Here is a 12,548-nt window from a genome sequence, read left to right as displayed (position 1 = left end):
CATGCCCGGTCCAGTGGAGAGCGCGTCCTGCGCCTTGTGCAGCGGCGCCGGCTACGTGGTGGAGCAGGTGCTGGGCAAGCCCGCCCAGGCGCGCCGCTGCGTCTGCCAGGCCACCTGCCCGCGCTGCGGCGGCCAGGGGTACCTGCTGGTGCCGGGGCCCAGCGGGGCGGTGGCCCAGCCCTGCGCCTGCCGCCACCTCGACGCCCGCATCGGCCTCTTCAACAAGGTGGGCATCCCGGCGGCGGTGGCCCGGGCCAGCTTCGAGGGGTTCAAGATCTGGAGCCCGGACCACGCCGCGGCCAAGGCGGTGGCGGAGGACTTCGCCCGCAAGTTCCGCTCCGACGCGCCGTCCAAGGGGTTCCTGTTCTACGGGCGGCCCGGCGGCGGCAAGACCCACCTGCTCTCGGCCACGCTGCGCTGGCTGGCCCTCGAGAAGGGGGTGGCCTGCCGCTACGTGGAGTTCATGCTGCTGCTCTCCGACATCAAGGCCGGCTTCGACTCGGGCCGGAACCAGATGGAGATCCTGAAGCCGCTCATCTCGGTGCCGGTGCTGGCCATCGACGAGCTGGGCAAGGAGCGCGGCACCGACTGGGAGCGGTCGATGCTCGACGAGCTGATCAGCCGGCGCTTCAACGGCGGGCTGGCCACGCTCTTCGCCACCAACTACTTCCTCGATCCGCGCGCGCCGTCGGAGGAGCCCGGCCGGCTGGTGCAGACCCGCTCCAAGGACTTCCAGCGCGAGGCCGAGGCCTTGACGCTGGCGCAGCGGGTGGGCGACCGGATCTACTCGCGCCTGAACGAGATGTGCACCTTCGTGCGGCTCGACCCCGGCATGGACAAGCGCAAGGACGGCGCCGGCGGGTTCTGGGGCCGCTGACCGCCCGGCGGGCCCGCCTAGAAGGCCACCAGCAGCAGGATGGCGGCGGCCAGCAGCGCCAGCGCGGCGTCCCTGGGGCTGGTGCGGGCGCGGGCGCGCAGGTCGAGCCCCGCCACCGGGTGCGGGACGCCGTCGAGTCCCGCGATGGTGGTCCTGGTGGTGGTCATCTCTCCCCCGTGGTGCGGCGACGTCCGCCGTGTGGCTCCACCTCGCCACCTCAGCAAGCCGCGTACCGCGGCGGCGGCCGGGCCGACCCCAGCGATATCGGGGGTCTGCAGGAGGTGCGTCCTGCGCCATGGGGACGTACGCCCACACCCCCGTGGTGGAAACCACCCGCACGCCCCGACCCTGCGCGCTCGAGCCCACCCCGCTGCGGGGGAGAGCCCGTCACTGGAGGTGAACGCCGACCGCGACCCGGACCGCGACCCAGGCGGCCCCCTCACCCCGGCCCTCTCCCCCACGGAGTGGGGGAGAGGGTGAGCAGACCAGGCCGCGACCCCGACCCTCACCGCGACCCTCACCGCGACCCTCACCGCGACCCTCACCCCGACCCTCACCGCGACCCTCACCCCGACCCTCACCCCGACCCTCACCGCGACCCTCACCGCGACCCTGGCCGCCTCACCCCAGCAGCCGACGGTGGACCTCGCGGGCCAGGTCGGGCAGCAGCCGCGCCTCGGTGTAGACGGTCACCTCGAGCGGCCCGGCCTCGAAGGCGCGCGGCGCGCCGCCGAGCGAGGCCAGCGCCGCGGCCAGCGCCTCCCGCACCGCGCCCGTGGCGGAGACGCCGGTGCCCACCACGGTGACCGCGCCGATCCCCTCGGCCTCCACCACCGCGTCCGGCAGCGCCCCCCGCAGGGCCTCCACCAGCGGCCCGGCGCCGTGCACGTTCTCGAGCGGCGTGGCCAGGGTGACGCGGCCCGGCGCCCCCTCCACCTCGACCGGCTCGGCGTGCGCCGCCCGCAGCAGCTCCTCCGCCCGGGCCGCGTCGCCGGGCGACACCGACACCAGCGCCAGCTCGCGCTCCACCGCCACGCCGGCGATGCGCGCCGCCCCGCTGCCCTGGCGCACCAGCGTCTCCTCCTCGCCGCCGAAGGTGGAGCGGGCGTGGATGGTGATGCCGGTGGCGCGGGCGAACTCGACGGCCTGGGCGTTCAGCACCTTGGCCCCGGCCCGGGCCAGGGCCTGCATCTCCTCGTAGGAGAGCTCGGCCTGGCGGCGCGCCGCCGGCACCACCCGCGGGTCGGCGGTGAAGACGCCGGCCACGTCGCTGTAGATCTCGCAGGCCGCCCCCAGGGCCGCCGCCAGCGCCACCGCGGTGGTGTCGGAGCCGCCCCGTCCCAGGGTGGTGATCTCCTTGCGGGGGGAGACGCCCTGGAAGCCGGCCACGATGACCACCTTGCCCCGGGTGAGCTCCTCGCGGACCCGCACCGGGCGCACCTCCAGGATGCGGGCGGTGGCGTGGGCCTCGCTGGTGAGGATGCCGGCCTGGCTGCCGGTGAAGCTGATGGCCTCCACGCCCTGCTCCTGCAGCGCCATGGAGAGCAGGGCCATGGAGATGCGCTCCCCGGCGGTGAGCAGCATGTCGAGCTCGCGCCGCGGCGGATCCGGCGAGACCTGCTTGGCCAGGCGCAGCAGGTCGTCGGTGGTGTCGCCCATGGCCGAGACCACCACGCACACGGCGTCGCCGCCGCGGCGCCGCGCCGCCACCTTCTGCGCCACGCGCCGGAGCTTCTCCACGTCGGACACCGACGAGCCGCCGAACTTCTGGACCACCACCGCCATGGCGCCACCTCCCACGGCGCGGGACCGTGCCGGTCGGTCGGCCGGGCGTCAAGCCGGCGGGGGCGCCGGGGGCGTCCCGAGGGGGCGCCGGGCAGGGTGCCCGGTCCTCCCGGCCACACCACCCGCTCGGGGCCCCTCCCCCGCCCCGGCCGGCCGTACCCAAGCTGGGGTGGCTCACGGCGGGGCCCGCTGGGGTCCTACAGGCGGGAGCAAGGCTCACCTCGCGACGAAGTCCCGAGCCGACGCCTCCCGGGAAGACCGCCCACATGTGCACGCCCCGCCGTCCGTACGCCCTGGCCTCGTCCGCCCTCCTGGCGGCGCTGCTCCTCGCGCCTCCCGCCCTGGCCCAGGAGGCCGCCGGCCTCCCCGCGGCCGCGCCGCCGCCCGGCGCCCGCGGCGTGGAGGTGCTGCGCGCCGCCGAGCCGCCCCGCGCGCCCGAGCCGCCCCGCCCGGCCCCGCCGCCGGCCCAGGCCCCGGCCCCCACCACCGACTTCCAGGCCTACGCCGGCACCTCGGTGGGCGGGCTGCTGCCCATCTTCGGCCAGGAGCTCTTCGCCGCCCCGCCCAGCACCTTCGCCCCGGTGGACGACCTGCCGGCCTCGCCCGACTACGTGCTCGGCGCCGGCGACGAGGTGCTGGTCCGCGGCTGGGGCCAGGTGGAGATCGACGTCCGCGCCACCGTGTCGCGCGAGGGGACCATCCACCTGCCGCGGGTCGGCCAGGTCGCGGTGGCCGGCGTGCCCTTCCGCCTGCTGGAGGCGCGGCTGCGCGCCGCGGTGGGCCGGTACTTCAAGGGCTTCGAGCTGTCGGCCTCGCTGGGGCGGCTCCGCTCCATCCAGGTCTTCGTGGTGGGGCACGCCCGCAAGCCCGGGCTCTACACCGTGGGCTCGCTCAGCACCCTCATGAACGCGCTCTTCGCCTCCGGCGGGCCGGCCCCCACCGGCTCGCTCAGGCGCCTCGAGCTGCGGCGCGGCGACCGGCTGGTGGGCGAGTTCGACCTCTACGACCTGGTGCTGCAGGGCGACAAGTCGAAGGACCTGCGGCTGCAGGCGGGCGACGTGATCTTCATCCCGCCGGTGGGGCCGCAGGTGGCCATCGCCGGGCGGGTCAAGACGCCGGCCATCTTCGAGCTGCGCGGGCCCGGCACCACGCTGGCCGACCTGGTGGCCTTCGCCGGCGGCCTGACCACCACCGCCGACGCCCACTCGGTGCAGCTGGAGCGGCTCGACCAGGAGCGGGGCCGGGTGGTGGTGGAGCTGCCCTGGGGCCCGGCCTCGCTGGCCACCGCGCTGCGCGACGGCGACGTGGTGCGGCTGCGCGGCCTGTCGCAGAAGTTCGCCAACGCCGTCACCCTGCGCGGCAACGTGGCCTTCCCCATCCGCACCGAGTGGCGGCCCGGCCTGACCGTCTCCGGCCTGATCCCCGACCGCGGGGTGCTGGTGCCGGAGCGCTACTGGGAGCGGGTGGCGGCCCGCGGCAACGCCGCCCCGCGCCAGCGCGAGGGCCAGCGGGCGGAGGCGTCGGCGCGCGCCACCGAGGCCGGGTCGGCCCCGCTCAAGACCGAGGTCGAGAACCTGGTGGAGGAGGTCAACTGGGACTACGCGGTGGTGGAGCGGCTGGACCGCGCCCGCCTCGAGCCGGTGCTGCTGCCCTTCAACCTGCGCAAGGCGGTGGTGGAGCGCGATCCGGCCCACGACCTGGCGCTGGAGGCGGGCGACGTGGTCACCGTCTTCTCGCAGCGGGACGTGCTCTCGCCGGCCGAGCGGCGCACCGCCTTCGTGCGCGTCGAGGGCGAGGTGGCCACGCCCGGCTTCTACCAGGTGCGGCCCGGCGAGACGGTGCGGCAGCTGGTGGAGCGGGCCGGCGGCCTGGCCCGCGGCGCCTACCTGTTCGGCGCCGAGTTCACCCGCGAGAGCGTGCGCCGCGAGCAGCAGGCCCGCCTCGAGCAGGTGGCGGCGCGGGCCGAGCAGGAGCTGGAGTTCGCGGCCACCGAGCGGCTCTCGCGCGCCGCCACCGCCGAGGAGGCGGCCGCCACCCGCGCCCAGCTGGAGACGCAGCGCGCCACCCTGGCCCGCCTGCGCACCCTGAAGGCCAGCGGCCGGATGGTGCTGGAGGTGCCGCCCGGCGCCGGCGCGGTGGGCGACCTGCCGGCGCTGGCGCTGGAGGACGGCGACCGGCTCTACGTGCCGCAGCGCGGCTCCACGGTGGGCGTCTACGGGGCCGTCTACCACCAGGCCACCTTCCTGCACTCGCCCGGCAAGCGGCTGCGCGACTACCTGGGGCAGGCCGGCGGCCCCACCCGCAGCGCCGACGCCGACAGCACCTACGTGCTGCGCGCCGACGGCTCGGTGGTGTCGCGCCGCCAGGCCCGCTGGTACCAGAGCTTCGGCGGCACCGAGCTGATGCCCAGCGACGCCCTGGTGGTGCCGGAGGACTACGCGCCCGTCTCCTGGGTGCGCGAGCTGAAGGACTGGTCGCAGATCTTCTACCAGTTCGGCCTGGGCGTCGCGGCCCTCACCATCCTCCGGCCATGACCCCCGACCGCGCCAGGCCCGAGCCCGTGCCCGCCTCCCCGCCCACCGCGGCGCCCGCCCCCCTGCCGGCGCGCCCCTCGCCGGATCGCCCGGCCCCACCGCCCGACCGGGCGCTGCCCGCCGACGCGGTGGATCCCCTGGCCCTGCTGGTGGTGCTGGGCCGGCGCCGGCGCCGCCTGGTGGCCTGGCCGCTGGTGGCCGCCCTGCTGGCGGCCGGCCTGAGCCTGGTGCTGCCGAAGACCTTCACCGGCGTGACCCGGGTGCTGCCGCCCCAGCAGGCGCAGGGCGGGTCGGCGGCCCTGCTCAGCCAGCTGGGCGGCCTGGCCGGCGCGGCCGGCGGCGCCCTCGGCCTGAAGGGCTCGGGCGACCTGTACCTCGGCTTCCTGCGCAGCGAGGCGGTGGCCGACGGCCTGGTGGAGCGCTTCGGCCTGCAGGCGGCCTACGGCGAGACCTACCGGGTCGACGCCCGCCGGGCGCTGGCGGCGCGCACCCGCCTGGAGCTGGAGAAGAGCGGGCTCCTGGTCATCGAGGTGGACGCCCCCGAGCCCGCCCTGGCGGCCGACCTGGCCAACGCCTACGTGGAGCAGCTCCACCGGCTCACCAGCACCCTGGCCGTGGGCGAGGCCGCCCAGCGCCGCCTCTTCTTCGAGCGCCAGCTCGAGAAGACCAAGGACCAGCTGGCCGACGCCGAGCTGGCGCTGCGCCGGGGGCTCGACGCCGGCGGCCTGGTGAGCGTGGAGGCGCAGGGGCGCGGCGCGGTGGAGACGGTGGCCCGGCTGCGCGCCCAGATCAGCGCCAAGGAGATCCAGCTGGGCGCCATGCGCGCCTACGCCACCGCCGCGCACCCCGACCTCAGGCGCGGCGAGCAGGAGCTGGCCAGCATGAGGGCCGAGCTGGGCCGGCAGGAGACCGGCGGCGGCGCGGCGGCCGAGCCTGCGCCGGGCGCGCCGGGCGCCGGCGGCCGCCTGGCCACCGGCGTGTCCAACCTGCGGCTGGTGCGCGAGGTGAAGTACCAGGAGGTGATGTTCGAGCTGCTGGCCAAGCAGTACGAGCTGGCCCGGGTGGACGAGAGCAAGGAGGCCCCGCTGGTGCAGGTGGTGGATCCGGCCCGGCCCCCGGAGAAGCGCAGCAAGCCGAAGCGCACCCAGCTGGTGCTGGGCGCGGCGGCGCTGGGGCTGCTGGCGGCGCTGCTGGCCACCTTCGCGGAGGACGCCCTGGCGGCCGTGGCGCGCGACCCGGCCCGGCAGGCCACGCTGGCGGCCCTGCGCGCCGCTTGGCGGCGGCGCTAGCCCGGCGCGGACGCCCGGCCATGCCCTCGCTCGAGCTCGCCGCCGACGACCTGCCCGGCCCGGTGGGCGCGGCGCGGCCAGCCCCGGCCCTCCTCCTGCCTGCCCTGCTCATCCTGATCACGGCCGGCACGCTGCTCACCGGCGCCCTCGTCCCCCGCGACCTCTCGCTGGGCGAGGACGCGCCCATCTGGAACGCCAGCCCGGACCAGCTGGCCTTCGACCTGTCGCGCGCCGCCACCGCGCTGGTGCTCCTGGCCAGCGGCGTGGCGGCCGCCCGGGCCACCGTCCTCCACGGCTTCCCGCGCGCCGGCCTGGCCCTCTGGCTCGCCTACCTGGGCTTCGTCGCCACCAACTTCCTCCTGCCGGGGCTGGCCGCCCGGGAGCCGGGGCTCGACGCGCGGCTCCTGCTGCCCCCCATCGTCTTCACCGGCGCCTACTTCGCCCGCCCGATCCCGCCGGCGAGGCTCACCTGGCTGGCCAAGGTCGTCCTGGGGGCCTTCGTCCACGCCAGCCTGGCCGCGGCGGTGCTCGCGCCGGCGCAGGCCCTGGCGCCCTACCTGGAGGGCGTCCTGCCCGGGCTGCCGGTCCGGCTCTACGGCGTGGGCGGCGGCGCCACCAGCCTGGGCGCCCTCTCCTCCGCCTTCCTGGCGCTCGAGCTGTGCGCGCCCTCGCGCTCGCGCTGGCGCCTGCTGCACCTCGGCGCGGCCGGCCTGGCGCTGCTCCTCACCCAGGCCAAGACCTCCTGGCTCTTCGTCCTGCTGGTGGTGGCGCTGCTGCTGGCCCGCCGCACCTGGCGCCTCCTGCCGGCGCTCGGCCTGGGCGGGGGCGCCAGCGCCCGGGCCACCTGGGTGCTCCTGCTCGGCGGCGTCGGCGGCGCGCTGGTCGGCCTGCTGGCCGCCGGGTCCGGCCACGTGCAGGTCGCCTCGCTGCAGGGCGGCGATCAGCTCCTCTCGCTGACCGGCCGGACCTACATCTGGGCCACCAGCTGGCGCACCTGGCTGGAGAGCCCGCTCTTCGGCTACGGCCTCGGGCTGTGGGAGAGCGAGCGCTTCCGGGCCACCTACGGCCCCTTCGACCACGCCCACAACCAGCTGCTGCACGCGCTGGCCAGCGCCGGGGTGGTGGGGCTGCTGGGGCTGCTCGGCTACCTGGGGGTGGCGCTGGCCGGCGCGCTCCGGGCGGCCCGGCGCAGCCCCCTGCCGCTGGTGCTCCTCGGGGCGGTGCTCTCGCTCTGCCTCACCAACACGCCGCTGCGCGCCTACTACGTGCTCGACGCCTTCGTGCTGCTCCACTTGCTGCTCTTCGCGGCGCTGGTCGACGACGCCAGGCTGGCCGCGGCGCGCCGGTAGCTCTCCACCGTCTGCTGCGCCGCCCTGGCCCACGAGAAGTCGGCGGCCCGGGCCAGCCCGGCCGCCCGCAGCGCCGCCCGCACCGCGCCGCCCCCCAGCACCTCGGTGAGCCGCGCCGCCAGCGCCTCCGCCGAGCCGGCCTCGAACAGCAGCGCCGCCCCGCCGGCCACCTCCGGCAGCGAGGTGGCGTCGGAGGAGACCACCGGGCAGCCGCAGGCGAAGGCCTCCACCAGCGGGAAGCCGAAGCCCTCGAAGCGCGACGGGAAGGCCAGCGCCTCGGCCAGCGCGTAGAGCTCCGGCAGCCGGGCCGCCGGCAGGTGACCCAGCAGCCGCACCCGGTCCTGCAGGCCGAGCCGGGCGATCTCGGCGCCCACCAGGCCGCTGGCCTCGCGCGCCACGCCGGTCAGCACCAGGTCGCCGTCGAAGACCCGGCGATCCAGCAGCAGGCGCAGCGCCCGCAGCAGGGTGAGGTGGTCCTTGTGGGGCCAGCTGGCCGCCGGGTAGTAGAGGAACGGGCGCGGCAGGCCGAGGTCGCGCCGCGCCGCCGCCAGCCGCGCCGGGTCGGCGATGGGCGCGAACTCCGGCCCGCAGCCGCTGTGGACCACGTCCACCCGGGCCGGGTCGAGGCCGTAGCGCTCCACCAGCGTGCCCTTGACGTGCTCCGAGATGGCGATGACCCGGGTGGCCGAGCGCGCCGAGGCCGGGTAGCGGAGGCGGCGCCGGGCCAGCTCGGCCGGCGTGAAGTTGCCGGGCAGGAACTCGTGCTGCATGTCGTGGAAGGTCAGCACCGAGGCGCCCCTGAGCCCGGGGGTGTTCACGGTGGTGAAGGGGTGGTGCACCACGTCGAGCCCCAGCCGGTCGATGGCCGGGGCCAGCAGGTCGCGCCCGGTGAGCCGCAGGAGGCCGCGCCGCAGCAGCCAGCCGGGCGAGGGGCGCCCGCAGGCGAACTCGCGGCGGCGGAAGGCGGGGCCGTGGAGCGGCAGCGTGGCGCCCACCGGCGGCAGGGCCAGCAGGGTGAACCGGTCCTCCCCGGCCGGCAGCGCCTGCAGCGCCGCCAGCAGGTTGCGCAGGTAGGTCTCGATGCCGCCGGAGCGGCCGGGGGAGAGGTCGAGGGCGTTCAGGCCGACGTGCACGGGGTCCTCAGCGCGCGCCCGCGCCGGGCCAGGGCGTCACGCCCCGGGCCAGCGCCGCCCGCTCGATGCCGCCGAGCACGGTGGAGAGGAAGCGGTCCCAGCCGAAGTCCCGCTCGACCGTGCGGCGGGCCGCGTCGGCCTGGGCCCGCAGCTCGGCCTCGGGCGCGTCCTGGAGCCGGTCGAGCACCGCCAGGTTGTGGGGCATGTCGGTGGTGCTGAGCGCCGTCAGCTCGGGCATGTGGTGGTAGCCCGACTCCGGCGTGCTGCAGACCGGGAAGCCCCAGGCCATGGCCTCCAGGATGGTGGTCGGGTTGGCGTCGGAGACCCCCATGGTGACGAAGACGTCCGCCTCCTCGGCCAGGCGCCGCACGTAGTCCGGGGTGAGCTCGGCGAAGCCGCGGTGCTCCACGTTGGGGACCGGACGGCCGGTGCCGATCCAGACGCAGCGGTGGCGCTTCGCCAGGCCGAAGAGGATGGAGAGCAGGTGGGTGCCCTTCTGCGCCCCCTCGCCGCCCAGGTAGACGAAGGTGCGGCGCCCGGGCGGGTTGAAGGCGGTCTTGACCCGCGGGAAGCGCGCCACGTCGATGGCCATGTCCACCGGGGTGAGCTTGTCGGCCCAGTGGGCGAACGGCCCCTGCCGCCAGGTGTCCCACCAGTACGGCCCCATGATGCCGAGGATGGCGTCGAGGTGCGGCACGAAGGGATCGAGGAAGGCGTTGGCCTCGGCCATGCGGTGGCTGAGCGGCAGGAGCGCCACCCGCACGCCGGCCCGGGCCTCCAGGCAGGCGCGGTTCCAGACCCGGCGGTCGTCGCCGGGGAACGGGTGCCCCACCAGCACGTCGCCAGGGCCGGCCCGCAGCGGCACCCGCTCGGTCCAGTCGTAGAGGTGGGTGGGGCCGCGCTCGCGCAGCGCCTGGTAGAGCCGGGCGGTGATGCTCACCGGGGCGCGCGCCGGCCAGCCGGCCACGTCCACCGCGTCGCGCCGGCCGAGCAGCCCCACGGGGAGCCCGCGGCGCTGGGCCTCCCCCACGGCGCGCCGCCGCAGGCGGGCGCCCAGGTCGCGGGCGCTGCCGGGATCGGTGGCGTAGACCAGGTGGACGGCCATGGGGAGCGCCGCAGCCTACCGCGCCAGGGCGCTGCGCAGCGCCTGCCAGCCGGTCTTGAGGTACGGCCAGGCGAACCAGGCCGGCCAGAGCGGGCCGGCGTGACGGGAGGTGAAGACCAGCCACTCGGCCGGCGGCAGCCCCTTGGGGCCGGCCACCCGGCGCCAGCGCTCGCGAGCGCCCATGGCGGCCCGGGCCCACTGGGCGTGGCCGGTGTTGGCCTGGCACTCGCCGACGAAGCCGGGCGCCACCCACAGCTCGCAGCCGGCCCGCCCGGCCCGCAGGCCGTAGTCGAGGTCGCCCATGCTGTGGGTGAAGGCGGCGTCGAGGTTGCCCACCCGGGCCGCCACGGCGCGCGGCACCAGCACGCAGTTGGCGTTCATGGTGTCGCAGGGGCGCGGCGCGTCGCCGGGCTCCAGGAGCGAGATCCGGCCCGGGGCCAGCCTGGGCCCCTTGCGCCAGCCGCCGTAGCTCTGGCGGCCGGTGGCCGGGTCGAGCGTGGAGCCGACCACCAGGCACGGGCGGGGCCGGGCGGCGGCCAGGGCCCGGTGGGTGGCCAGCAGCCGGGCCAGCGCGCCCGGCGCCAGGTGGGTGTCGTCGTTGAGCAGCAGGTAGAGGTCGGGGTCCTGCGCCCGGGCCACCTGGAAGGCCAGGCGCATCCCGCCGTTCCAGTAGAGCTGCCCGGAGCCCGCCACCACCTGCACCGCCGGGAAGGCCTCCCGCACCGCGGCGCCGGTGCCGTCGGTGCTGCCGTCGTCCACCAGCACCACCGAGACGTCGGCGCCGCAGCCCTGCGCCTGGTCGGTCAGCCGCGCCAGGCAGGCCAGCGTCAGCGCCTTGCGGTCGTGCACGGTGAGGAGCGCCACCAGGCGCGGGCGGGCCGGCCCGGCCTCGACCCCACGCCCCTCCCCGAGCCGGCCCAGGACCGGCGTCACGCCCGCACCCCCACCAGCCGCAGCCGCAGGCGGTGCCAGCCCGGCAGCGAGGCGTCGGCCAGCCGCGCCGGCGCTGTCCCCTCGACCAGGCGCAGCCCCATGGCGGCGCCCAGCGAGAGGGCCAGCAGCCCGGCCAGGCCGTCGAGGCCCAGGGTGGCGAGCGGCCCGAGGCCGAGGCGCGCCGCCAGCGCCGAGGCGGCGGCGCAGGCCCCGTAGGCCAGCAGCCCGGAGGCCGCCACCGCCGCCAGCACCCGGGCCACGTCGGCGCGCGCGCAGCCGAGCTCACGCGAGAGGAAGACCAGGAAGACCGAAAGCCGCAAGGCCTCGCCGGCCACCACCGCCCAGGCCACGCCGCGGGCGCCGGCCGGTGAGAGCACCACCATGAGCGCCGCGATGACCACCAGCCCGAGCCCCTGGACCCGCAGCTTGAAGCGCAGCAGGGCCAGGGCGTCGCAGACCACCCCGGCGATCTGGGACATGTAGGCCAGCGGCACGGCCAGGGCCAGCACCTGCACCATCGGCGTGGCCCCGTCCCACCCCGGCCCCAGCACCGCCCGCACCACGTCGCCGGCGGCGGCCGAGACCCCCAGGCTGAGGGCGCCGCCCAGGCCGCCCACCAGCGCCACCCCCAGCAGGAAGGCGCCGCCCACCCGGCGGCGGTCGGACTGCACGGTGGAGAGGAGCGGGAAGAGCACCCGCGCCACCACCCCGGCGGCCTTCTCCACCGGCTGGCTGGTGAGCAGCAGGGCGCGACCGTAGAGGCCGAGCGTGGCCTCGCCGAGCAGCCGGCCCACCACCGCGCCGTCCAGGCTGGAGCCGAGGAACTCCACGAAGGCGACCAGCGAGTGGCGCGCGCCGTAGCCGAGGAGCGCCGACCGGTCGCCCCGCAGGGTGGGGCGCAGCGGGTGGCGCGTCAGGGCCCAGGCGCCCACCATGAGCAGCAGCGCCTGCGCCCAGCTGGTGGCCACCAGGCTCCAGACCCCGGCGCCGGACCAGGCGGCCACCACGCCCACCACGCCGTAGCCCAGGGCGTAGGAGGCGGTCTCCAGCAGGGCCTGCTCGCGGAAGCGCAGCTCGCGCCGCAGGATGGCCAGCGACACCCCGCCCAGCCCGGCCACCAGCAGGGTGGGCGCCAGCGCCCGCAGCAGCGGCACCAGGGCCGGGCTGCGGAAGAACCAGCCCGCCACCGGCGCCAGGAGCGCCACCCCGAGCGCCCCGGCGCTGCAGACCACCCAGGTGAGCCCCAGCGCCAGGCGCACGTCGGCCGGCTCGAGCCGCTCGCGCTGCACCAGCGCCGCGGCCATGCCCAGCTGCGAGAAGTAGGTGAAGAGCCTGAGCGCCACCAGGCACATGGCGATGAGCCCGAAGTCGGCGGGCGCCAGCAGCCGCGCCAGGGCGGCGGTGAAGCCGAGCTGCAGCAGCGCGCTCATGAGGGCGGCCAGGCCGCCCCACTTCAGCCCGCCCAGGGCGCGGGCGCCCAGCGACCGGGTGGCCGCGGCGGGCGGCGGCAGGTCGGGCGCGGCGGGGGTGGGCACGGGCGGGG

The 12,548-nt window shown here is 77.1% G+C and carries 10 protein-coding genes; 4 read left to right on the top strand and 6 right to left on the bottom strand.

The features are described 5' to 3' along the window. The first annotated feature begins 1 nt into the window (after position 1). A complete protein-coding gene (locus tag IPO09_17370; protein ID MBK9519079.1) occupies positions 2 to 877 on the top strand; it encodes an ATP-binding protein in 876 nt (291 codons plus the stop codon). Between the two features lie 17 nt (positions 878 to 894). On the opposite strand, the gene IPO09_17365 is transcribed toward IPO09_17370, so the two are convergent. Beyond that, on the bottom strand, positions 895 to 1,044 hold the full coding sequence (locus IPO09_17365; GenBank protein MBK9519078.1) for a hypothetical protein: 150 nt from the start codon (positions 1,042 to 1,044) through the stop codon (positions 895 to 897). Positions 1,045 to 1,498: 454 nt separating this feature from the next. Then, positions 1,499 to 2,662, bottom strand: coding sequence for an aspartate kinase (locus tag IPO09_17360; protein ID MBK9519077.1), 1,164 nt, complete (start codon positions 2,660 to 2,662; stop codon positions 1,499 to 1,501). Positions 2,663 to 2,928: 266 nt separating this feature from the next. Between IPO09_17360 and IPO09_17355 the strand changes: the two genes are divergently transcribed. The 3 genes from IPO09_17355 to IPO09_17345 are packed head-to-tail and all read left to right on the top strand — an operon-like array spanning position 2,929 to position 7,834. After that, a complete protein-coding gene (locus tag IPO09_17355) occupies positions 2,929 to 5,196 on the top strand; it encodes an SLBB domain-containing protein (GenBank protein ID MBK9519076.1) in 2,268 nt (755 codons plus the stop codon). Next, positions 5,193 to 6,485, top strand: a complete 1,293-nt coding sequence (locus IPO09_17350) for a lipopolysaccharide biosynthesis protein (GenBank protein ID MBK9519075.1) — start codon at positions 5,193 to 5,195, stop codon at positions 6,483 to 6,485. Before IPO09_17355 ends, IPO09_17350 begins: the two co-directional genes overlap by 4 nt. Positions 6,486 to 6,505: 20 nt before the next feature. Further along, the gene (locus IPO09_17345) at positions 6,506 to 7,834 is read left to right on the top strand and encodes an O-antigen ligase family protein (GenBank protein ID MBK9519074.1); all 1,329 of its coding nucleotides are present in this window, start codon (positions 6,506 to 6,508) and stop codon (positions 7,832 to 7,834) included. Here IPO09_17345 and IPO09_17340 read toward each other — a convergent pair. The 4 genes from IPO09_17340 to IPO09_17325 form a co-directional block, all read right to left on the bottom strand. After that, entirely contained in the window at positions 7,747 to 8,967 is a 1,221-nt protein-coding gene (locus tag IPO09_17340) for a glycosyltransferase family 4 protein (GenBank protein MBK9519073.1), read from the bottom strand. The genes IPO09_17345 and IPO09_17340 overlap by 88 nt on opposite strands. Positions 8,968 to 8,974: 7 nt before the next feature. Further along, a complete protein-coding gene (locus tag IPO09_17335; GenBank protein ID MBK9519072.1) occupies positions 8,975 to 10,072 on the bottom strand; it encodes a glycosyltransferase in 1,098 nt (365 codons plus the stop codon). A gap of 15 nt (positions 10,073 to 10,087) precedes the next feature. Further along, positions 10,088 to 10,939 carry a glycosyltransferase family 2 protein gene (locus tag IPO09_17330; GenBank protein MBK9519071.1) on the bottom strand — a complete coding sequence of 284 codons (852 nt, stop codon included), beginning with the start codon at positions 10,937 to 10,939 and terminating at the stop codon, positions 10,088 to 10,090. A 62-nt stretch (positions 10,940 to 11,001) separates the two neighbouring features. Beyond that, the gene (locus IPO09_17325) at positions 11,002 to 12,540 is read right to left on the bottom strand and encodes an oligosaccharide flippase family protein (protein ID MBK9519070.1); all 1,539 of its coding nucleotides are present in this window, start codon (positions 12,538 to 12,540) and stop codon (positions 11,002 to 11,004) included. Between the last annotated feature and the right edge of the window lie 8 nt (positions 12,541 to 12,548).

This window comes from Anaeromyxobacter sp., assembly GCA_016718565.1.
Classification (GTDB): domain Bacteria; phylum Myxococcota; class Myxococcia; order Myxococcales; family Anaeromyxobacteraceae; genus JADKCZ01.
The sequence above is the reverse complement of the archived record's forward strand: the minus strand, read 5'-3'. Positions and strand labels throughout refer to the sequence as shown.

Coding starts and splice junctions, on each gene's coding strand:
- IPO09_17370 (MBK9519079.1), top strand. CDS start 2: ATGCCCGGTCCAGTGGAGAGCGCGTCCTGCGCCTTGTGCAGCGGCGCC.
- IPO09_17365 (MBK9519078.1), bottom strand. CDS start 1,044: ATGACCACCACCAGGACCACCATCGCGGGACTCGACGGCGTCCCGCAC.
- IPO09_17360 (MBK9519077.1), bottom strand. CDS start 2,662: ATGGCGGTGGTGGTCCAGAAGTTCGGCGGCTCGTCGGTGTCCGACGTG.
- IPO09_17355 (MBK9519076.1), top strand. CDS start 2,929: ATGTGCACGCCCCGCCGTCCGTACGCCCTGGCCTCGTCCGCCCTCCTG.
- IPO09_17350 (MBK9519075.1), top strand. CDS start 5,193: ATGACCCCCGACCGCGCCAGGCCCGAGCCCGTGCCCGCCTCCCCGCCC.
- IPO09_17345 (MBK9519074.1), top strand. CDS start 6,506: ATGCCCTCGCTCGAGCTCGCCGCCGACGACCTGCCCGGCCCGGTGGGC.
- IPO09_17335 (MBK9519072.1), bottom strand. CDS start 10,072: ATGGCCGTCCACCTGGTCTACGCCACCGATCCCGGCAGCGCCCGCGAC.